Annotated in this window: 19 protein-coding genes; 11 read left to right on the top strand and 8 right to left on the bottom strand. The window is 62.9% G+C overall.

What is annotated here, in order from left to right; all coding sequences use genetic code 11:
* The first annotated feature begins 26 nt into the window (after positions 1-26).
* The 3 genes from E5W70_RS09335 (at position 27) to E5W70_RS09325 (ending at position 2,718) form a co-directional block, all read left to right on the top strand.
* Positions 27-776 carry an electron transfer flavoprotein subunit beta/FixA family protein gene (locus tag E5W70_RS09335; RefSeq protein ID WP_292656756.1) on the top strand — a complete coding sequence of 250 codons (750 nt, stop codon included), beginning with the start codon at positions 27-29 and terminating at the stop codon, positions 774-776.
* 19 nt (positions 777-795) lie between these two features.
* Positions 796-1,725: an electron transfer flavoprotein subunit alpha/FixB family protein gene (locus E5W70_RS09330; RefSeq protein ID WP_292656754.1), complete on the top strand. Its 930-nt coding sequence runs from the start codon at positions 796-798 to the stop codon at positions 1,723-1,725.
* A 114-nt stretch (positions 1,726-1,839) separates the two neighbouring features.
* On the top strand, positions 1,840-2,718 hold the full coding sequence (locus tag E5W70_RS09325; protein WP_023721073.1) for a 3-hydroxybutyryl-CoA dehydrogenase: 879 nt from the start codon (positions 1,840-1,842) through the stop codon (positions 2,716-2,718).
* A 9-nt stretch (positions 2,719-2,727) separates the two neighbouring features.
* Here the strand turns inward: E5W70_RS09325 and E5W70_RS09320 are convergent, their stop codons facing one another.
* Together E5W70_RS09320 and E5W70_RS09315 are read right to left on the bottom strand one after the other, a co-directional pair.
* Positions 2,728-3,366 carry an NrsF family protein gene (locus tag E5W70_RS09320; protein ID WP_292656746.1) on the bottom strand — a complete coding sequence of 213 codons (639 nt, stop codon included), beginning with the start codon at positions 3,364-3,366 and terminating at the stop codon, positions 2,728-2,730.
* Between the two features lies 1 nt (position 3,367).
* Positions 3,368-3,910: a sigma-70 family RNA polymerase sigma factor gene (locus E5W70_RS09315; RefSeq protein ID WP_292656743.1), complete on the bottom strand. Its 543-nt coding sequence runs from the start codon at positions 3,908-3,910 to the stop codon at positions 3,368-3,370.
* A gap of 201 nt (positions 3,911-4,111) precedes the next feature.
* On the opposite strand from E5W70_RS09315, the gene E5W70_RS09310 reads away from it, so the two are divergent.
* The 3 genes from E5W70_RS09310 (at position 4,112) to E5W70_RS09300 (ending at position 7,945) form a co-directional block, all read left to right on the top strand.
* Positions 4,112-5,119 carry an iron ABC transporter substrate-binding protein gene (locus E5W70_RS09310; protein WP_292656741.1) on the top strand — a complete coding sequence of 336 codons (1,008 nt, stop codon included), beginning with the start codon at positions 4,112-4,114 and terminating at the stop codon, positions 5,117-5,119.
* A 166-nt stretch (positions 5,120-5,285) separates the two neighbouring features.
* Positions 5,286-6,866, top strand: a complete 1,581-nt coding sequence (locus E5W70_RS09305; RefSeq protein WP_292656738.1) for an iron ABC transporter permease — start codon at positions 5,286-5,288, stop codon at positions 6,864-6,866.
* Positions 6,863-7,945 carry an ABC transporter ATP-binding protein gene (locus tag E5W70_RS09300; protein WP_292656735.1) on the top strand — a complete coding sequence of 361 codons (1,083 nt, stop codon included), beginning with the start codon at positions 6,863-6,865 and terminating at the stop codon, positions 7,943-7,945. Before E5W70_RS09305 ends, E5W70_RS09300 begins: the two co-directional genes overlap by 4 nt.
* Before the next feature lie 48 nt (positions 7,946-7,993).
* Here E5W70_RS09300 and ugpC read toward each other — a convergent pair whose 3' ends face one another.
* The 4 genes from ugpC to ugpB all read right to left on the bottom strand — a co-directional run bounded on the left by ugpC (position 7,994) and on the right by ugpB (position 12,306).
* The gene (gene ugpC / locus E5W70_RS09295) at positions 7,994-9,061 is read right to left on the bottom strand and encodes a sn-glycerol-3-phosphate ABC transporter ATP-binding protein UgpC (RefSeq protein WP_292656733.1); all 1,068 of its coding nucleotides are present in this window, start codon (positions 9,059-9,061) and stop codon (positions 7,994-7,996) included.
* A gap of 7 nt (positions 9,062-9,068) precedes the next feature.
* Complete coding sequence (gene ugpE, locus E5W70_RS09290; protein WP_292656731.1) at positions 9,069-9,917, bottom strand: sn-glycerol-3-phosphate ABC transporter permease UgpE; 849 nt, start codon at positions 9,915-9,917, stop codon at positions 9,069-9,071.
* Positions 9,918-9,925: 8 nt separating this feature from the next.
* Positions 9,926-10,810, bottom strand: coding sequence for a sn-glycerol-3-phosphate ABC transporter permease UgpA (ugpA, locus tag E5W70_RS09285; protein ID WP_292656843.1), 885 nt, complete (start codon positions 10,808-10,810; stop codon positions 9,926-9,928).
* Positions 10,811-10,995: 185 nt separating this feature from the next.
* The gene (gene ugpB / locus E5W70_RS09280; protein WP_292656728.1) at positions 10,996-12,306 is read right to left on the bottom strand and encodes a sn-glycerol-3-phosphate ABC transporter substrate-binding protein UgpB; all 1,311 of its coding nucleotides are present in this window, start codon (positions 12,304-12,306) and stop codon (positions 10,996-10,998) included.
* Between the two features lie 298 nt (positions 12,307-12,604).
* Between ugpB and E5W70_RS09275 the strand changes: the two genes are divergently transcribed.
* Complete coding sequence (locus E5W70_RS09275) at positions 12,605-15,037, top strand: EAL domain-containing protein (protein ID WP_292656726.1); 2,433 nt, start codon at positions 12,605-12,607, stop codon at positions 15,035-15,037.
* A 2-nt stretch (positions 15,038-15,039) separates the two neighbouring features.
* Here the strand turns inward: E5W70_RS09275 and E5W70_RS09270 are convergent, their stop codons facing one another.
* Positions 15,040-15,723, bottom strand: coding sequence for a TlpA disulfide reductase family protein (locus E5W70_RS09270; RefSeq protein WP_292656724.1), 684 nt, complete (start codon positions 15,721-15,723; stop codon positions 15,040-15,042).
* A 35-nt stretch (positions 15,724-15,758) separates the two neighbouring features.
* Here E5W70_RS09270 and argH point away from each other — a divergent pair, with 35 nt between their 5' ends.
* From argH to lysA, 3 genes are all read left to right on the top strand, one after another.
* Entirely contained in the window at positions 15,759-17,159 is a 1,401-nt protein-coding gene (gene argH, locus E5W70_RS09265) for an argininosuccinate lyase (RefSeq protein WP_292656721.1), read from the top strand.
* 71 nt (positions 17,160-17,230) lie between these two features.
* The gene (locus tag E5W70_RS09260; RefSeq protein WP_023677931.1) at positions 17,231-17,437 is read left to right on the top strand and encodes a hypothetical protein; all 207 of its coding nucleotides are present in this window, start codon (positions 17,231-17,233) and stop codon (positions 17,435-17,437) included.
* Between the two features lie 17 nt (positions 17,438-17,454).
* The gene (lysA, locus tag E5W70_RS09255) at positions 17,455-18,723 is read left to right on the top strand and encodes a diaminopimelate decarboxylase (RefSeq protein ID WP_292656718.1); all 1,269 of its coding nucleotides are present in this window, start codon (positions 17,455-17,457) and stop codon (positions 18,721-18,723) included.
* A 10-nt stretch (positions 18,724-18,733) separates the two neighbouring features.
* Here the strand turns inward: lysA and E5W70_RS09250 are convergent, their stop codons facing one another.
* Positions 18,734-19,036, bottom strand: a complete 303-nt coding sequence (locus tag E5W70_RS09250) for a metalloregulator ArsR/SmtB family transcription factor (protein WP_023677929.1) — start codon at positions 19,034-19,036, stop codon at positions 18,734-18,736.
* Between the two features lie 64 nt (positions 19,037-19,100).
* On the opposite strand from E5W70_RS09250, the gene E5W70_RS09245 reads away from it, so the two are divergent.
* Positions 19,101-19,498: pyridoxal-phosphate dependent enzyme (locus tag E5W70_RS09245; RefSeq protein ID WP_292656713.1), on the top strand; the 398-nt coding region annotated here is incomplete at its 3' end.

The following is a 19,498-nucleotide window of genomic DNA, read 5'->3' as shown; positions in this document are numbered from 1 at the left end:
ACTATCGTGAAAGAGGTGACAGGCAAATGAAGATCCTTGTGCCCGTGAAGCGGGTTGTGGATGCGAACGTCAAGGTCCGGGTGAAGGCGGACGGTTCGGCGGTGGAACTCGCCAACGTCAAGATGGCGATGAACCCGTTCGACGAGATCGCGGTGGAAGAGGCGATCCGGCTGAAGGAGGCTGGCAAGGCCGAAGAGATCATCGTCGTGTCGATCGGGCCGCAGCAGGCACAGGAGACCTTGCGCACCGCGCTCGCCATGGGCGCCGACCGCGCCATCCTGGTCAAGACCGACGAGCAGACCGAGCCGCTGGGCGTCGCCAAGGTGCTGAAGGGCGTCGTAGAGGCAGAACAGCCCGGCCTGGTCATTCTCGGCAAGCAGGCGATCGACGATGATTCCAACCAGACCGGCCAGATGCTGGCCGCACTTCTCGGCTGGGCGCAGGGCACCTTCGCCTCCAAGGTCGTGCTCGACGGTGACAAGGCCACGGTGACGCGCGAGGTCGATGGCGGCCTGCAGACGCTGGAACTGAAGATGCCGGCAATCGTCACGGCCGATTTGCGGCTGAACCAGCCTCGCTACGCGTCGCTGCCCAACATTATGAAGGCCAAGAAGAAGCCGCTCGACGAGAAGAGCCCTGCCGACTACGGCGCCGACGTCAAGCCGCGGCTGAAGGTGATCAAGACCGAGGAGCCGGGCGGCCGCAAGGCGGGCGTCAAGGTCAAGAGCGTCGCCGAACTGGTCGACAAGCTGAAAAACGAAGCCGGCGTGCTGTAAGGCCAGGAAGGGATAAAAAATGACAATTCTTCTGATTGCCGAACACGACAACGCGGCGCTTTCCGACCAGACTGCCAAGGCGCTTTCGGCGGCGCTGCAGATCGGTTCGGACGTGCATGTGCTGGTTGCCGGCAAAGGTGCCAAGCCGGCAGCGGACGCCGCCGCTAAGCTCAAGGGCGTGAGCAAGGTGTTGCTCGCCGAAGCCGACGAACTGACCGAGCGTCTCGCCGAACCGCTGGCGGCACTCGTCGTTTCGCTTGCTGAGCCATACGAGACGATCATCGCGCCGGCGACCTCGTCGGGCAAGAACGTCGCGCCCCGCGTGGCGGCGCTGCTCGATGTCGCCCAGATATCGGAAATCATCGAAGTCGTGTCGCCCGACACCTTCAAGCGGCCGATCTATGCCGGCAACGCCATCCAGACGGTGCAGTCGAGTGACGCCAAGAAGGTCATCACAGTGCGCACTGCTTCCTTCCAGGCAGCACCCGAGGGCGGTTCCGCGCCGGTCGAGACGGTCCAGGCGGCGGCCAATCCCGGCCTATCGAGCTTTGTCGAGAACAAGCTCTCTGAGACCGACCGTCCAGAGCTGACCTCGGCCAGGATCATCATCTCGGGCGGCCGTGCGCTGGGCTCCTCCGAGAAGTTCCAGGAGGTAATTCTGCCGGTCGCCGACAAGCTCGGTGCGGCGGTTGGCGCATCTCGCGCCGCCGTCGATGCCGGCTATGCGCCGAACGACTGGCAGGTCGGCCAGACCGGCAAGGTGGTAGCGCCCGACCTTTATATTGCCGTCGGCATCTCCGGTGCCATCCAGCACCTTGCCGGCATGAAGGATTCGAAGGTGATCGTTGCCATCAACAAGGACGAGGAAGCGCCGATCTTCCAGGTCGCCGACTACGGCCTCGTCGGCGACCTCTTCGTCATTCTGCCGGAACTGCAAAAGGCGCTTTGACGCCTTCTGCCAAAGCGTATTAAATTGTGAGGGGTGGGGTAGACGAAGTCGCCCCGCCCTTTTAGTTTGCACTGCACAAAAAATGGGCCGCAAAGGCCTCGACGGGATCGGGTAATGAGCAAGATCGAGACGATCGGCATCATCGGCGCGGGCCAGATGGGTGGCGGCATCGCCCATGTGTCGGCGCTGGCGGGCTATAAGGTGCTGGTTTACGATATTTCGCCCGACCGCATCGAAAAGGGCATCGCCACCGTCAGCGGCAACATGGCCCGTCAGGTCGGCTCCGGCAAACTCGAGGAAAAGCTGCGCAATGAGGCGATGGCGCGCATTTCGGCGGCACCGGCCATGGCCGACCTTGCGGGCGCCGACCTGGTGATCGAAGCGGCGACCGAGGACGAGACGGTCAAGCGCAAGATCTATGCCCAGCTCTGCCCGCAGCTCAACCCCGAGGCCATCCTGGCGACGAACACGTCATCGATCTCGATCACGCGGCTGGCTTCGCAGACCGACCGGCCGGAACGCTTCATCGGCATACATTTCATGAATCCGGTTCCGGTGATGAAGCTGGTCGAACTGGTGCGCGGCATCGCCACCGAGGACCAGACTTTCGAGGCGGCAAAAACCTATGTGAAGCAGCTCGACAAGACGATCACCGTCTCGGAGGATTTCCCGGCGTTCATCGTCAACCGCATCCTGCTGCCGATGATCAACGAGGCGATCTACACGCTCTATGAAGGTGTCGGCTCGGTCGACGCCATCGATACCGCCATGAAGCTCGGCGCCAACCATCCGATGGGGCCGCTGCAGCTTGCCGATTTCATCGGGCTGGATACCTGCCTGTCGATCATGCAGGTGCTGCATGACGGCCTGTCGGATTCAAAATACCGCCCCTGCCCGCTGCTGGTCAAATATGTCGAGGCCGGCTGGCTCGGCCGCAAGACCGGGCGCGGCTTCTACGACTATCGCGGCGAGCATCCCGTTCCGACGCGCTGATCCTTATCGCTACCAGCGCACGAAAAGCCGTCCACCGAGCGCCCCGAGCACGGCAAGGATGGCGACCGCAATCGTATACCAGGTGCCGACGAAAAGCGGCGAATCGTCGAAGCAATGCGCCGCATAGAAGGTCGCCGCCAGCCCGCCGGCAAGCAGGCCCGCGGCCGCACCGGCAAGCACTGGCCGTGTCGGCGCGCCATGACGCAGCACCGCGAGAAAGACGACAAGCGGGCCGATGCCGATCAACGGAATGAAGGTCAGGCAGATGACCATGTTCGTGCCAACCAGGCGCGTGCCCCAGTCGGATGCAGGCACGGCGAAGAGTTCGAGAATCACGGCCACAATCACCAGCAGCGGCGCGGCGATCATCCAGCTTGCCGCCCGGCCGGTCGATGCACCGGGCGTCGACATCGCACGCACCAGGACAAAGGCGCTGGCGGCAAGAGCGATCGTGAAGACGAATTTGGACAGGAACCGCATCGTGTGCATGGCGATCGCAATGTCGGGGCGCGGGCCGATCATCAGCCAGAAAACCGCGGCCGCGATCACGATGGCCGCGCCGGCGGCAAGCCACCAGGCGGCGCCCAGCGGCAGCGCCTTGCTGCGGGCATCGGCGTCGAGCGCCTTGACGAGATCTTCGGTCCTCATGTTATTCCCGCCCCGCCCTGAACCGTTTGGCAATGGCGGCAAGCCCGCGGTGCAGTGACACCCGCACAGCCGTCTCGCTGATGCCGAATTTGGCCGCGGTCTCACCGATTGACCGGCCTTCGACCGATACGGCCGAGACGACGGAACGCTGCGCCGGCGACAGGCTGTCGAGCGCCCGGTTGACGTCGCGCTCGCTCACCGTTTCCGATTCCGGCTCGGCAAAGGTCTCGGCGATTTCTTCGATCTCGATCTCGATCCGCCGGCCGCGCCGCCGGAACGCATCGATCAGCTTGAAGCGGGCTATTGCATAGACCCAAGGCAGCACCGGCGCATCATGGCGCCAGGTGTGTCGTTTCACATGAATGGCCAGCAAGGTTTCCTGCACGACATCCTCGGGATCCACCCCGCCCTGCACAATCTTGCGCCGGGCAAAGCCACGAACGAGCGCGGCGATCCGGTGCAGAAAGTCGGCATAGGCCCTTTCGTCTCCGGCGATCGCGGCCCGCAGCAGCCGTGAAAGCTCGGCTTCGTCCTTGCCGCTCACAAGAGTTCACTCCCGATATTCGCGTCTCGGCGCTGATTTGTTACGGGGCCGGCGAAATAATGTCCAAGGCAAATTAGCTGAGCATCACGAAAGTTTGCTCCTTTTGAGCAATTGAGTGGGCCAGCAATGTTGACTGCGCTAGTCATGTATTGATAGGTGCAGCGTGCCAAGCCAAAGACCATCGAAATCGAGGACGACGCCATGAAGTATGCTCTTTCCGCCCTTGCCGGTGCGACAGCACTTGCAATCAGCCTGATCGCCGGCCCGGCAATAGCAGAGGACGAGGGCATCGTCGTCTACAACGCCCAGCACGAAAACCTGACCAAGGTCTGGGCGGAGGGATTCACCAAGGAAACCGGCATCAAGGTTACCGTCCGCAATGGCGGCGACAGCGATTTCTCCAATCAGATCATTGCGGAAGGCACCGCTTCGCCCGCCGATGTATTCCTGACGGAGAATTCGCCGGCCATGGCATTAGTCGAGGCGGCCGGCCTGTTCGCACCGGTCGACACCGAGACGCTGGCCCAGGTTCCGCAGGAGTACCAGCCGGCGAGCGGCAAATGGGTCGGCGTCGCCGCGCGCAGCACCGTCTTTGCCTACAACAAGACCAAGCTGACCGCCGACCAGCTGCCCAAATCGCTGCTCGATCTCGCCGATCCGAGCTGGAAGGGCCGCTGGGCCGCTTCGCCCTCCGGCGCCGATTTCCAGGCGATCGTCAGCGCGCTTCTGCAGCTCAAGGGTGAGGCAGCGACGGCCGAATGGCTGAAGGCGATGAAGGAGAATTTTACCGCCTATAAGGGCAACAGCACGGTGATGAAGGCGGTCAATGCCGGCGAGGTCGAAGGCGGCGTGATCTATCACTATTACTACTACGGCGATCAGGCCAAGACCGGCGAGAACAGCAAGAATGTCGAGTTGCACTATTTCAAGCACCAGGACCCCGGTGCTTTTGTCTCGGTTTCCGGCGGCGGCGTGCTGGCCTCGAGCAAGCACCCGAAGGAAGCGCAGGCTTTCCTGAAATGGGTCACCGGCAACGGCGGCCAGGACGTGCTGAAAACAGGCGATTCGTTCGAGTACGCAGTCGGCAAGGGCGCCGAGTCCAATCCGAAGCTGGTGCCGCTGGCCGATCTGCAGGCGCCGAAAGTCGACGCGACGACGCTGAACTCGAAAAAGGTGACCGACCTGATGACGGCGGCCGGCTTGCTTTAGCCGGCGTTCGTCCTAAAAGGGCAACCGACTGCGCTCCTGTGGGAATTCGCTTTCCGCGGGAGCGCTCTGTTTTCAAGATGGCATTTGTCCATGACCACAAGCTGCTCGCCGCATTGGCCGACGATCGTTTCCGCCTTCGGGCGGAGCTGGCGCAACGTCTGATCTGATGCAGTCGGCGATCGATCTCGCACCTTCAGGCTTGCCGGACACCACGGCCGTGCGGGCACGTCGTTGGTCGGTCTCATGGATTTCGCTGGCCGCCGTCTTTGTCTCGCTGTTTGCGCTGCTGCCGCTTGCCTTCATCATCTGGGTGGCGATGCAGACCGGCTGGGAAACGGTGGCGTCGCTGGTGTTCAGGCCGCGCGTCGGCGAACTTCTGGTCAACACCAGCCTGCTGGTGGTGCTGGCGGTGCCGATCTCGATCGTGCTGTCGGTCATGCTGGCCTGGCTGACCGAGCGTAGCGATCTGCCGGGTGCCCGCCTATGGGCCTGGCTGTCGGTCGCGCCGCTCGCCATTCCCGCCTTCGTCCACAGTTACGCCTGGATCACCATGGTGCCCAGACTGCACGGCCTGTGGGCCGGCGTGCTTGTGTCCGTCATCGCCTATTTCCCCTTCCTCTATCTGCCGGTGGCGGCAGCCTTGCGCCGACTCGATCCGGCTCTCGAGGATGCAGCGGCAGCGCTCGGGCTTGGCCCCTGGCGCGTGTTCCGGCGTGTCGTGCTGCCGCAGCTCCGGCTCGCCATTTGCGGTGGCTCCCTGCTGGTGGGCCTGCATCTCCTGGCCGAATACGGGCTCTATGTCTTCATCCGCTTCGATACATTCACCACCGCGATCGTCGACCAGTTTCAGTCGACCTTCAACGGTCCCGCCGCCAACATGCTGGCCGGCGTGCTGGTGACCTGCTGCTTCGTGCTGCTCGGGCTGGAGGTGCTGGTGCGCGGCGAGGAGCGCTATGCCCGCGTCGGCTCGGGTGCTGCGCGCCAGCAGCAGCGCACGAGCCTTGGCCGCGCCACCATTCCTTGCCTGCTGCTGCCTGCCATTACCACGCTGCTGGCGCTCGGCGTGCCGTTCGCCACGATCGGCCGCTGGCTCATGGCCGGCGGCGCCGACGTCTGGAGGCTCGACGAGATCGGCCTGGCGCTTGGTCAGACACTGTTCCTGGCGATTGCCGGCGCGCTGCTCGCCACCGTCGCGGCAATGCCGATGGCCTGGATTTCGATCCGCTCGCCGGGAAGGCTGCAACGCGTCCTGGAGGGCTGCAACTATATCGTCGGCGCGTTGCCCGGCGTCGTCATCGCGCTGGCGCTGGTCACCATCGCCGTGCGTATCGCCATGCCGCTCTACCAGACCCTGTTCACCATCCTGGTCGCTTATGCGCTGATGTTTCTGCCGCGCGCCCTGATCAGCCTCAGGGCGTCGATCGCACAGGCGCCGGTCGAGCTCGAACGCGCCGCCTCCAGTCTCGGCCGGTCGCCGCTCAAGGCGCTGTGGTCGACGACGATCCGCCTGTCGGCGCCGGGCGCGGCGGCCGGCATGGCGTTGGTCGCGCTGGGCATCATGAACGAGTTGACCGCAACCCAGATGCTGGCGCCCAACGGCACCCGCACGCTGGCGATGGCGTTCTGGTCCTATAGCGGCGAGATCGACTATGCGTCGGCGGCGCCTTATGCCCTGATCATGGTGGCGATGTCGCTGCCTTTGACCTGGCTGCTCTACGTCCAGTCGAAGCGGATGGCCGGGCGATGAGCTTTCTCGAGCTGAGCGGCATCCACAAGCACTACGGGCCCGTCGCAGCACTTGCCGGCGTCGACCTCAGCGTGGCCAGCGGCAGCCGTACGGCAATCGTCGGGCCGTCCGGTTGCGGCAAGACCACGTTGCTGCGGCTGATCGCCGGCTTCGAGGCGCCCGACCAGGGCCGCATCGTGCTCGATGGCGAGGTGCTGGCCGATGGCGACACGGCCGTGCCGGCGCATCGCCGCGGCATCGGGCTGGTGGCGCAGGACGGCGCTCTATTCCCGCATCTGAGCATCGCCGCCAATATCGGCTTCGGCATGGGGCGTCACGAGGAAAAGCGCAGTGAGCGCATCGCCGAGCTCGCCTATGTCGTCGGGCTGGACAAAGGGATCCTGAAGCGCCGCCCGCACGAACTCTCCGGTGGCCAGCAGCAGCGCGTCGCGCTCGCCCGCGCCATGGCCATGAAGCCGCGGCTGATGCTGCTCGACGAGCCGTTCTCGGCGCTCGACACCGGCCTGCGCGCCTCGATGCGCAAGGCCGTGGCCGAGCTCCTTGAAACCGCCGGCATCACCACCATCCTGGTCACCCACGACCAGGCCGAGGCGCTGTCATTCGCCAGCCAGGTTGCGGTGATGCGCGACGGCAACTTCTCGCAGGTCGGCACGCCGCGCGAGCTCTATTTCAAGCCGAAGGACAGGATGGTCGCCGAGTTCCTCGGCGACGCCATCGTCCTGCCGGCCAGGATCGCCGATGGCTTCGCCATCTCGCCGCTCGGCCGCATCGCCGTCGACAGCTCGGAGCGGCGCGACGTCGCCCGCATCATGCTGCGGCCGGAGCAGGTGCTGCTGAAACGGACCTCGCGTGAAGGCATGTCCGGCACGCCGGACATGCTGTTCGGCGAGGTAACGGAATCCGAATTCGCCGGCTCGATGTGCACCATCGCGGTGCGTCTGTTGAACAGCCCCGACCCGCCCGACGCAGCGGCCATCGGCAACACGCCGTTGATCCTGCGCAAGCCGGGCATGGATGCGCCGGCGATCGGCGAGATCGTGCGGCTGACCGTGTCGGGCAAGGCGCATGTGTTTGCCTGAACGGTTTTGCGCGCGCATAGCACCGCTCGGCAGGATGAAAGACCAATCTCAATCGACCCGTTTGCCCGCCTGATCGAACCAATGCAGCTTTTCGGACCTGGCCACGACGCGCAATTGGTCGCCTGGCTTTGCGCTGGCGCGGCCTGAGACGCGCACCACGATGCGGCTGCCGGCTGCCACGCAATGGAGAAAGCTTTCGGCACCGACCGGTTCGACCGCTTCCACTGTCGCCGGAAGCGCGAGCGCGCCGGCCGGCGCCTCTGCCGCGAAGGTGATATCGGCGTCCTCCGGACGAAAGCCGAGTGTCACCGCCTTGCCCAGTCGAGGCGCCAAGCCAATCACCGTACCGTCCGCCAATACCGAGCTTGGGGAGGCCCCTGTGAGCGCCAGCAGATTCATCGGCGGTGCGCCTATGAACGAAGCGACGAAGGTCGAAGCCGGCTTCTCGTACACATCAAGCGGCGGGCCGGTCTGCTCGACCAGTCCGGCGTTCATGACGACGAGAATGTCGGCCAGCGTCATCGCCTCAAGCTGGTCGTGCGTGACATAAACCGAGGTGACGCCAAGCGAGCGCTGCAGATTCTTGATCTCGATGCGCATCTGCCCGCGCAATTTTGCATCGAGATTGGACAGCGGTTCGTCGAACAGGAAGACCTTCGGGTTGCGCACGATGGCGCGGCCCATGGCGACACGCTGGCGCTGACCGCCGGAAAGCTCGCGCGGGCGCCGGTCAAGCAGCGCCGAAAGCTCCAGCACCTTGGCAGTCGAGCGTACCCTGCTGTCTATCTCGTCCTTCGGCGTGCCGCGGTTGCGCAGGCCATAGGCCATGTTGTCATAGACCTTCATATGCGGGTAGAGCGCATAGTTCTGGAACACCATGGCGATGTCGCGTTCGGTCGGGCCAATGGCGTTGACCACCTTGCCGTCGATGGCGACTGTACCGGCCGAAATCGTCTCGAGCCCGGCGATCATCCTCAGCAGCGTAGACTTGCCGCAGCCGGAGGGGCCGACCAACACGCAAAGCTCCTTGTCGGGAATGGCGATGGAAACGCCCTTCACGGCCTCGACGCCGCTGGGATAGATTTTCCTAACATCCTTCAGATCGACGGTCGCCATCGGCTTCTCACTTTTCGGATTCGACCAGACCGCGCACGAACCAGCGTTGCATCAGCACGACAACCAGGATCGGCGGCACGATGGCCAGCATTGCCGTGACCATCACCAGGTGCCATTGGGTGTCGGCATCGGCGAAGGAAACCATCTTTCTCAGCGCGATGACGATGGTGTTCATGTCGTTGCTGTTGGTGACGAGCAGCGGCCAAAGATACTGCGTCCAGCCATAGATGAAGAGGATCACGAACAGCGCGGCGATGTTTGTCCGCGACAGCGGCACCAGAATATCGAAAAAGAAGCGCCATGGCCCGGCACCGTCGACACGCGCCGCCTCGACCAATTCGCCCGGTATGGTCATGAAGAACTGGCGAAACAGCAGCGTTGCGGTGGCCGAGGCGATCAGCGGGATGATCAGGCCGGCATAGGTGTCGATCATGCCGAGATCGACCATCACCTTGTAGGTCGGCAGGATGCGCACCTCGACTGGAAGCATCAAGGTGATGAAGATCAGCCAGAAGAAGGCCATGCGCAGCGGAAAGCGAAAGAACACGATCGCGTAGGCCGACAGGATCGAGATGAATATCTTTCCCACCGCAACGCCGAGCGCCATGATCGTGGTATTGAAGAGCAGCCTGCCGACGCTGACACCGCCGATACGACCAATGCCGCCGAACAGCGCTTCGCTGTAATTGTTCAATAGCTGGTCGCCGGGCAAGAGCGGCAGCGGCGGTTTGAGGATCGTTTGCAGCGTGTGTGTCGAGGCCACGAAGGTGTAGTAGATCGGAAACGCCACGATCAATATGCCTAGGATGAGCACGGCATGGGCGATGAAGGTGCGGAGCGGGGACTGGCCGATCATCGCTGCCCTCAGCCGTAATGGACTTTGCGTTCCACATAGCGGAACTGGATCGCTGTGAGCGCGATGACGATGGCCATCAGGATGACCGACTGCGCCGCCGAGTCACCCAGGATCAGATTGACGAAGCCGTCATTGTAGACCTTGTAGACCAGCGTCTCGGTCGTCTTGCCCGGCCCGCCGCCGGTGACGGCATGAACGATGCCGAACGTATCGAACAGGGCATAGACGGTGTTGACGACCAGCAGGAAAAAGGTTGTCGGCGCAAGCAGCGGGAAGACGATGGTCCAGAAGCGCTTGGTTTCGCCGGCGCCGTCCATGGCCGCCGCTTCGATCAGCGTTTTCGGCACCGCCTGCAGGCCGGCGACGAAGAACAGGAAGTTGTAGCTGATCTGCTTCCAGGCAGCAGCCGACACCAGCAGGATCATGGCGTGGGTGCCGTTGAGCAGCGGATCCCATGCGATGCCGAGGCTCCTCAGCAAATAGGCCAACGAGCCGATCGAGGGATTGAACAGAAAAAGCCAAAGCATGCCGGCAATCGCCGGCGCCACGGCGTAAGGCCATATCAATAGTGTGCGGTAGAGCCCTTTGCCGCGCACGGCCTTCTCGGCCATGACCGCCAGCAACAGGGCCACAACCATGGCAACGATCGCGGTTGCAAGCGAGAACACCACCGTGACCTTGATCGAGTTGAGATAGGCCGGATCGGCCAGCACCTTCCGGAAATTGGCAAACCAGACGAACCTGCTCTTCAGCCCGAACGGGTCTTGCCTGAGCATCGACTGGTAAAGCGCCTGACCGGCCGGCCAGTAGAAGAAAACCAGGGTGATGGCGAGTTGTGGTGCCACCAGCAGGTAGGGCAGGATCTTGTTGGGAAAGACAATGCGTGCAGACAGGCTGATTTCCCTCGCTATCCAGGCATTGCCCACGCGCGCTCGCGTGGGCGATATTTCAACCGACTAATGCATGTCGCCCAAAAGTGCGCAGCGGTTTTGGGACAACGACATGCATAAGAACAATAGCTTAAAGCGCGTCGCATGTGGCCATTCAAACGCGACGCGCTTTAACCGAGATGATCTCGTTAGTTGTCCAGGGCTTCCTTGATCGCGGCGTTGCCGCGCGCGACCGCATTGTCGAGTGCCTGTTGAGCGGTTTGCTGGCCGGCCAGCATCTTCTCCAGCTCCTCGTTCTGGATATCGCGCACCTGCGGCAGATTCGGCAGGCGCACGCCCTTCGAGTTGTCGGTCGGCGACTTTCCGGTCATCTGCAGGATGGGTGTCTCGCGGCCGGGGTTCTTGTCATAGAAGCCTGATTTCTTGGTCGCCTCGTATGCGGCGAGCGTCACAGGCAGGTATCCCGACTTCTGGTGCAGATATTCCTGCACATCGGTCTTGGACAGATAGGCAAAGAAGGCGGCAACGCCCTTGTATTCCTCGTCCGACTTGTTGCCGAACACCCACAGGCTGGCACCGCCCGGCGTCGTGTTCTGCGGGGCACCCTTGGCGTCGCTGTCGTAGGGAAGCTGGCCGATGCCATAGTTCATGCCGGACTTGACGATATCGCCGAGACCGCCGGACGATTCGGTGAAGATGCCGCATTCGCCGGCGAGGAATATCTGCTTGGCTTCGGAGGTGCGCCCGCCATATTTGAACGTGCCGTCCTTGGCCAGGTCAGCGAGCGCCTTGAAGTGGTTGACGAAAATCGGCGCATTGATCTTGAGTTCGACATCACCGCCAGCCAGGCCATTCTGCTGAGTGGCCCAAGGCACGTCGTTCCACGCCGCGAAATTCTCCAGATGGATCCAGGTCAGCCAGGTCGAGGTATAGCCGCAAGATGCGGCGCCGCTCGTCTTGATCTTCTTGGCAGCTTCCCACACCTCGTTCCAAGTCTTGGGCGGATTGTTCGCGTCGAGGCCTGCCTTCTGGAAGATGTCCTTGTTGTAGTAGAGGATCGGTGAGGAAGAGTTGTAGGGAAACGACAGCATGGTGCCGTCCGGCTTCGAATAATAGCCAACGATGCCGGGCAGATACTGGCTCTTGTCGAAGGTCATGCCGGCGCCGGTCATCACATCGGCCACCGGCTTGATCGCACCCTCGGCCGCCATCATCACGCCGGTGCCGACATCGAACACCTGGAGGATATCGGGCGCCTGGCCGGCGCGGAAGGCAGCGATGCCCGCATTCAGCGTCTCCGGATAGGTGCCCTTGAACACCGGAACGAGCTCATAGTCGCTCTGGCTGGCGTTGAAATCCTTGGATATCTTGGCGACGACCTCGGCGTTGGCGCCGGTCATGGCGTGCCACCAGCTGATCTGCGTGACGGCGAAGGCGGAGGTGGTGGAAAGCAGGGTCAAGGTGGCGGCGATACCGGCCGCAAAGCCGAAGAATTTCATGTTTCATCTCCCGTTTGTCATTGGCGAAAGGGGCACTTTCGCAAAGCCAATATGTGGCGCTGATGACAATCGGACAACGGTTTTGTTGCGGATCAATGAACACCATTTCTTCCTAAAGTGCACTCGCTACCGAAAGCGCGGCGTCAGAAACGACATCACCGCCTTTTCGGCGCAGCGGCATCGGTTTTCCCCCGAAAAGACCCGCCTCACCGCCCACGGGTTAACCATTCGTTAAAATCTCCAACTGCTAATCAGTCACACCTCCCCCTGTTAGTTTTGGCAGACCGAGTGAACCAGGATGCTGACGGTCTATAATTGTATCGTAAATCAGCACGACCTGAGACTGGTTGCGCTCGCCGCACTCGTCTGTGGAATTTCTTGCTTCTCAGCGGTTAATCTCCTTAAGCATGTCGGCCGATCGACCGAGCGAAACCGGCTTGCCTGGCTGATGATCGCCGCGGCCTCGACCGGGTTCGGCATATGGGCGACGCATTTCATCGCCATGACCGCGTTTACGCCGGGAATACCGAATGCATACAATCCGGGATTATCCGCCTTTTCGCTTGCCGCCGCCGTCATCTTGACAGCGCTTGGGATGTGGGTCGCCACTTTGCGCCGCGGCATCGACCATTTCCTCGTCGGTGGCGCCATTCTGGGCGGCGCCATCGCGACGATGCACTACATCGGCATGGCGGCTTTCGAGGTCGAAGGCCGGGTCGTATGGAACCTGCTCCTTGTCGCGATATCGCTTCTGGCCGGCGTGACCCTTGCGGCACTGGCCCTCCTCGTCGTCTTGCGCCGCCCGTCAGCGCTCGCGACTCTCGGCGGCGCCGCGCTTTTGACGCTGGCGATTTGCAGCCTGCATTTCATCGCGATGGCCGCGGTGTCGATCATTCCGGATTCCTCGATTGAAATATCCCAACATTCCATCGAGCCCATTTCCCAGGCCTTTGCTGCAGCGGTCGCCAGCCTGGTAATCCTTCTGCTGTCGGGTGCCGCGCTGTGGATCGACCTGCGCTTTCGCCGCCAGAAGCTCGAGGCCGATCGCATGCACGATCTCGCCAATGCCGCGGTGGAAGGTCTGATCGTTTGCGATGGCACCCGCATCGTCAGCGCCAATGACAGTATGGCGAAGCTGACGGGCACGGCGACAGCCATCCTCAACACGATGCAACTCGGCGAGCTTTTCGACGGACGGAGCGCAGCCGATATGTCCGGCTTCGGCGAACACGCGCAGGAAGCGAAATTAAGGGGCAGCGACGGCGCGAGAATTCCTGTCGAGCTGATCGCCAGGAAGATCACCTACTGCGGCAGGCCTCATACGGTGCTTGCCGTTCGCGACATCCGTGAGCGCAAGAAGGCGGAAGAAGAGATCCTCCGCCTCGCGCATTTCGATCCACTTACCGGGCTTGCCAATCGGCGGAGCTTCTCTTCCCGGCTGGAAGCAGAATTCGCCTCGATGGATCGTGGCGGCAAGGATGGATATCTGGCGCTCCTGCTGCTTGACCTCGACCGGTTCAAACAGGTCAACGACCTCTATGGCCACGGCGCCGGCGATGCCATGCTGCAGAAGCTGGCACACTGCATTTCCGGCATCCCGCGCCAAGGGCAGTTGCTCGCGCGTCTCGGCGGCGACGAATTTGCCATCATAGCTCCGAACCTCCCCGACCCCCTGGCCGCAGGTCGGATAGCCGAGGACTTGCTGGCGGCGATCCGGGAGGAAAACAGGGTTTCGGTCGGCTCCGGCCTCGTCTCGGCCAGCATCGGCATCGCCTTCTTTCCGCTGGATGCCGAAGACCAGGCCGGCCTGATCAGCCATGCCGACACGGCACTCCATCGCGCCAAAACCGAAGGCAGGGACACCTACCGGTTTTTCGAGATAGCCATGGGCACCGCGGCCCGCGACAAGCGCGTGATGGAGCATGAATTGCGCCAGGCGATCGCCCGCAAGGAGTTCCACCTCGTCTATCAGCCGCAGAAGGAGATCCGCGGCGGCAGGATGATCGGCTTCGAAGCCCTGGTCCGTTGGCAGCACCCTGAGAGGGGTGACATTTCTCCGGCCGTTTTCATCCCCGTGGCCGAGGACAGTGGCGCAATCGCGCAGATCGGCGACTGGGTGCTGACGACGGCTTGTAACGATGCTGTTCGCTGGACAAACCCGCTGATGGTCGCCGTCAACGTCTCCGCCGTGCAGCTTCACAATCCGAACTTCAGCCGCAAGGTGCACGACGCACTGTCGAGATCCGGCCTGGCACCCGGCAGGCTCGAACTGGAGATCACCGAAACGGCCCTGGTGAAGGACATGCCGCGCGCGCTGGCAACCTTGAGGCAGGTCAAGGCGCTTGGCGTGCATGTGGCGATGGACGATTTTGGCACTGGCTATTCTTCGCTGTCCAACCTCAGCGCCTTTCCCTTCGACAAGATCAAGATCGACGGGTCGTTCATCAAATCGGTCGACAGGAACGCCCAGTTCGCGGCGATCGTTCGCGCCGTGCTGGGGCTTGGACGCGGTCTCGGCCTACCGGTCCTTGCGGAGGGCATCGAGACGCCGGGTGAATTGCAGTTCCTGGACGCCGAGGCTTGCGAGATCGGGCAAGGCTATTACCTCGGCAAACCGGCTCCGATCGAGACATTCGGCGAACTGACGGGCGTGGCCGCTCCGGCAATCCGCACCGCCAGCCGACGCGGCGCAAGCATTGCCGTGCTCAAGCCGCGCCTGCGCACGGTTTGAGCCTATCCTGGCTGAAGCGCCGCCTCGACCAGACGCTTGGCATCCGGCCCCGACCATTCGGCCGGGCCGTTCATATGGGCGATCAGGCAGCCTTGCCCGTCGATCAGCATGGTGACGGGCAGACCGAGCGCCAGGCCGCGCGTCTTGACGTCGTTGAACAGCGCCATCGTGGCATCGCGATAGTAGCCGAGCGACTTGACGCCGGTGTCCTCCAGGAACTTCTTCGGTTTGGCATCGTCGCCGGCATCGACGTTGACGGCAACAACCTGAAACGCATCGCTGCCCATCTCCTTCTGCAGTGCATCGAGCGCCGGCATTTCGGCGCGGCAAGGTGCGCACCATGTCGCCCACAGATTGAGCAGCACCGTCTTGCCGGCATGATCGGCGATCGTCGTCGGCTTGCCGTCGGGGCCGTTGAAGGTAAGGCTTTTCAGCGATTGCGGCGGATCCGCCGGCAAAAGCGCGGCAACCTGGCCGGTAGCAGCGGCGCCGATCTTCTTGGCACGGTCGGTCTTGGCGGCGCAGGCGACGTCGTCCTTGCCGCCGCCGGCGGCCACTTGCGCGGGCGCCTTGTTGCCAGAACTGCTTTCCCTGACATATACCGCGACCGCGCCGGCCAGCACGCCCGCAACCAAAGCGGCGAGGATGAGACGCAAAGCCGGGAAAAATCTATTGCCGTCTGCCATTTTTGAAAAACTGCTCCGGAGCACGGGTTATAGCGATGAACGACAAGAAGGCCAGCAACCAGATGTGGGGCGGACGTTTTGCCTCGGGTCCGGCCGCAATCATGGAAGCGATCAACGCGTCGATCTCCTTCGACCGCAAACTCTATGCGCAGGATATTCGCGGCTCGATCGCCCATAGCCAGATGCTGGCGCAAACGGGCATTATTTCGGCGGCCGATCAAGAAAAAATCACTCACGGGCTAAACACGATCCTGGCAGAGATCGAGACCGGCACATTCGAGTTCTCGACCAGGCTGGAAGACATCCACATGAATGTCGAGGCCCGTCTGGCCGATTTGATCGGCCCCGCCGCCGGCCGCCTGCACACCGCCCGTTCGCGCAACGACCAGGTGGCGGTCGACCTCAGGCTGTGGGTCAAGGACGAGTGCTTTCGCGTCGCCGAGGCGCTGAAGGGCCTGATCACGGCGTTCCTGGATCGGGCCGAGGAGCATGCGGCAACGGTGATGCCGGGCTTCACCCACATGCAGGCGGCGCAGCCGGTGACCTTCGGCCACCACTGCATGGCCTATGTCGAGATGTTTGCGCGCGACCTGTCTCGCGTCCGCGATGCGATTGAGCGGATGGATGAAAGCCCGCTCGGCGCCGCCGCCCTCGCCGGCACCAGCTTTCCCATCGACCGGCACCAGACAGCGAAGGCGCTTGGCTTCCGCGAGCCAATGCGCAATTCGCTCGACAGCGTTTCGGATCGCGATTTCGCGCTCGAGTTCCTGGGCTTGGCAGCGATCTGCGCGACGCATCTGTCGCGGCTGGCCGAAGAGATCATCATCTGGTCGACGCCGCAATTCGGCTTCGTCAGGCTGTCGGATAGTTTCTCGACGGGTTCGTCGATCATGCCGCAGAAGAAAAACCCCGACGCTGCCGAATTGGTGCGCGGCAAGACCGGCCGCGTCACCGGCCATCTGGTCGGGTTGCTGACGGTGATGAAGGGCATGCCGCTGACCTATGGCAAGGACATGCAGGAAGACAAGGAATCCGTCTTCGACGCGGCAGAGACACTCGACCTGATGCTGGCGGCGATGACCGGCATGGTGCGCGACATGACGGTGAACACTGCCGCGATGAAAAAGGCGGCCGGCGCCGGCTATTCGACTGCGACCGACCTCGCCGACTGGCTGGTGCGCACGCTCGGCCTGCCGTTCCGCGAAGCGCACCATATCACTGGCCGGGCGGTTGCGCTGGCCGAGGACAAGAAGGTCGGGCTCGACAGGCTTTCGCTGGAGGACCTGCAGTCCATTCACCCCGGTATCAGCGCCGACGTGTTTTCGGTTCTCGCCGTGCAGAATTCCGTAAAGAGCCGCACAAGCTTCGGCGGCACCGCGCCGTCCGAGGTGCGCAAGCAGATCCGCTACTGGAAAAAGCGGCTCGCCAAGGCGTAAGACGCGGGGTGCAATGGCCGCAAAACTCGGCTAGAAGCGGCTGCGGGCAACAGTTTCGGACGGATGGCACGATGACCGGAAGCAGGATTTTGGTGACGCTGACGCTGCTGGCAGCAATGGCCACCGTTGCGGCTTGCGGCAGGAAGGCTGCGCTTGATACGCCCTACGCGGCAGCCGTGCAGGCCCGCAAGGACGCCGAGAAGGCCAAGCAACCTTTGCCGCCGGAGCCGGAAAAACCTGTCGAGGACAAGAAATTCATCCTCGACCCGCTGCTCTGATTTTTCGGACCAATCTCGTGAACCATTTCGACTACCGCGACGGCGCGCTGCATGCCGAGGACGTGGCGATATCAGACATCGCCGCCAGCGTCGGCACACCATTCTATTGTTATTCGACGGCGACGCTGACCAGGCATTTTCGCGTCTTCACAGAGGCCTTTACCGGGCTCGACGCTCTCGTCTGCTATGCCATGAAAGCGAATTCCAACCAGGCCGTGCTGAAGGTGCTGGCAAGGCTCGGCGCCGGCGCCGACGTGGTCTCGGAGGGCGAATTGCGGCGCGCTTTGGCGGCCGGCATTCCGGCAAGCAAGATCCTGTTTTCGGGCGTCGGCAAGACCGCGCGCGAAATGGATTTTGCGCTCTCGGCCGGCATTCTCTGTTTCAACGTCGAATCCGAACCGGAGCTGGAGTTGCTGTCGGCCCGCGCCACCGCGCTGGGCAAGATCGCGTCGATCTCGCTGCGCATCAATCCGGATGTCGACGCCAGGACGCACAAGAAGATTTCGACTGGGAAGGCCGAGAACAAGTTCGGCATTCCCTGGCAACAGGCGCGGAAGGTCTATGCCCGCGCGTCTGAGCTGCCGGGCATCAAGGTAACCGGCATAGACACCCATATCGGCAGTCAGATTACCGAATTGCAGCCCTTCGACGACGCCTTTGCGCTGCTGGCGGAGCTGGTCGGCGCCTTGCGCTCCGACGGTCATGCCATCGAGCATATCGATGTCGGCGGCGGCCTTGGCATTCCCTACCGCGTCGACAACAACCCGCCGCCTTTGCCCGATGCCTATGCCCAGATCGTCAGGAAGCATGTTGCCAAACTTGGGCTGAAAGTGATGTTCGAGCCAGGCCGGCTGATCGTCGGCAATGCCGGCATCCTGGTCTCGCAGGTGATCTTCGTGAAGGAGGGCGACGCCAAGAACTTCCTCGTCGTCGACGCCGCGATGAACGATCTGATCCGGCCGACGCTTTACGACGCTTTCCACGACATCAGGCCGGTGGCGCAGCAGCCGGCCGCAGCACCACGCATGAAGGTCGACGTCGTTGGCCCGGTCTGCGAGACCGGCGACTATCTCGGGCTCGACCGTGACCTGCCCCGGCTGAAATCCGGCGACCTGATCGCTGTCTCCACCGCCGGCGCCTATGGCGCCGTCCAGGCCGGCACCTACAATACCAGGCTGCTGGTACCGGAAGTGCTGGTCGACGGCGACCGCTTCCACGTTGTGCGCCCGCGCCAGACCTATGACGAGCTGATCGGACTGGATTCGGTGCCGGACTGGTTGAAGTAGAACTCTGCAGCTACAGCCGGTGCTGAATGAGCGCCCTGGTCTCGGCGATTCTGTCCTCGTTCCGCCGATAGAATATCCACTGCTTGATGCGCTTGCTGCGCAAAAGCCCTGCCTGGGTGAGCACGCGCATATGCTCGCTGAGCGTTGCCTGGGTGATCCCCAGCTTTTCCGCGATCAGCAGCGCGCAGACGCCGTCCTCGACCAGATCGCCGTCCGTCTGCGGCGGAAAATGCGCGCGCGGGTCTTTGAGCCAATCGAGGATCTGCAGCCTGCGCTCGTTGGCAATCGCTTTGAAGACGTCGACCTCTTGCATTTAGGTACTTTGCCAAGTTACTAAGTAATGTCAACTCTGAATGTCAGCTCTGGGGAGTGAAAGCATGCTGCACGGCCACACGATCACACGCGAGCGCATCGCTGCAATGGAGCCGCGCATCCGGCCCTACGTGCGCCACACGCCGGTGCTGCGCGTCGACATGGCCGATTTCGGCCGCCCGCCTCTGCCTGTCGACCTGAAGCTTGAGTGCTTGCAGCATTCCGGCTCATTCAAGGCGCGTGGTGCGTTCACCAATCTCCTCGAACGGCCGGTTCCTGCGGCCGGCGTCGTCGCCGCATCGGGCGGCAACCACGGCGCCGCCGTCGCCTATGCCGCCATGCGGCTCGGCCACAAGGCGACCATCTTTGTTCCCGAGGTGAGCCCGCCGGCCAAGCTGGACCGCATCCGCGGTTACGGCGCCGAGCTGATCGTCGGCGGCGCCCGTTATGCCGAGGCGCTGGC

The organism is Mesorhizobium sp., from assembly GCF_005063415.1.
GTDB lineage: Bacteria > Pseudomonadota > Alphaproteobacteria > Rhizobiales > Rhizobiaceae > Mesorhizobium.
The sequence above is the reverse complement of the archived record's forward strand: the minus strand, read 5'-3'. Positions and strand labels throughout refer to the sequence as shown.

What these genes read in the sequence shown, in the direction of transcription:
- E5W70_RS09325 (WP_023721073.1), top strand. Translation starts at nt 1,840, where the DNA reads ATGAGCAAGATCGAGACGATCGGCATCATCGGCGCGGGCCAGATGGGT.
- E5W70_RS09330 (WP_292656754.1), top strand. Translation starts at nt 796, where the DNA reads ATGACAATTCTTCTGATTGCCGAACACGACAACGCGGCGCTTTCCGAC.
- ugpC (WP_292656733.1), bottom strand. Translation starts at nt 9,061, where the DNA reads ATGGCGACCGTCGATCTGAAGGATGTTAGGAAAATCTATCCCAGCGGC.
- E5W70_RS09275 (WP_292656726.1), top strand. Translation starts at nt 12,605, where the DNA reads ATGCTGACGGTCTATAATTGTATCGTAAATCAGCACGACCTGAGACTG.
- E5W70_RS09250 (WP_023677929.1), bottom strand. Translation starts at nt 19,036, where the DNA reads ATGCAAGAGGTCGACGTCTTCAAAGCGATTGCCAACGAGCGCAGGCTG.
- E5W70_RS09320 (WP_292656746.1), bottom strand. Translation starts at nt 3,366, where the DNA reads ATGAGGACCGAAGATCTCGTCAAGGCGCTCGACGCCGATGCCCGCAGC.
- E5W70_RS09260 (WP_023677931.1), top strand. Translation starts at nt 17,231, where the DNA reads ATGACCGGAAGCAGGATTTTGGTGACGCTGACGCTGCTGGCAGCAATG.
- E5W70_RS09300 (WP_292656735.1), top strand. Translation starts at nt 6,863, where the DNA reads ATGAGCTTTCTCGAGCTGAGCGGCATCCACAAGCACTACGGGCCCGTC.
- argH (WP_292656721.1), top strand. Translation starts at nt 15,759, where the DNA reads ATGAACGACAAGAAGGCCAGCAACCAGATGTGGGGCGGACGTTTTGCC.
- E5W70_RS09270 (WP_292656724.1), bottom strand. Translation starts at nt 15,723, where the DNA reads ATGGCAGACGGCAATAGATTTTTCCCGGCTTTGCGTCTCATCCTCGCC.
- E5W70_RS09335 (WP_292656756.1), top strand. Translation starts at nt 27, where the DNA reads ATGAAGATCCTTGTGCCCGTGAAGCGGGTTGTGGATGCGAACGTCAAG.
- E5W70_RS09305 (WP_292656738.1), top strand. Translation starts at nt 5,286, where the DNA reads ATGCAGTCGGCGATCGATCTCGCACCTTCAGGCTTGCCGGACACCACG.
- E5W70_RS09310 (WP_292656741.1), top strand. Translation starts at nt 4,112, where the DNA reads ATGAAGTATGCTCTTTCCGCCCTTGCCGGTGCGACAGCACTTGCAATC.
- ugpB (WP_292656728.1), bottom strand. Translation starts at nt 12,306, where the DNA reads ATGAAATTCTTCGGCTTTGCGGCCGGTATCGCCGCCACCTTGACCCTG.
- ugpE (WP_292656731.1), bottom strand. Translation starts at nt 9,917, where the DNA reads ATGATCGGCCAGTCCCCGCTCCGCACCTTCATCGCCCATGCCGTGCTC.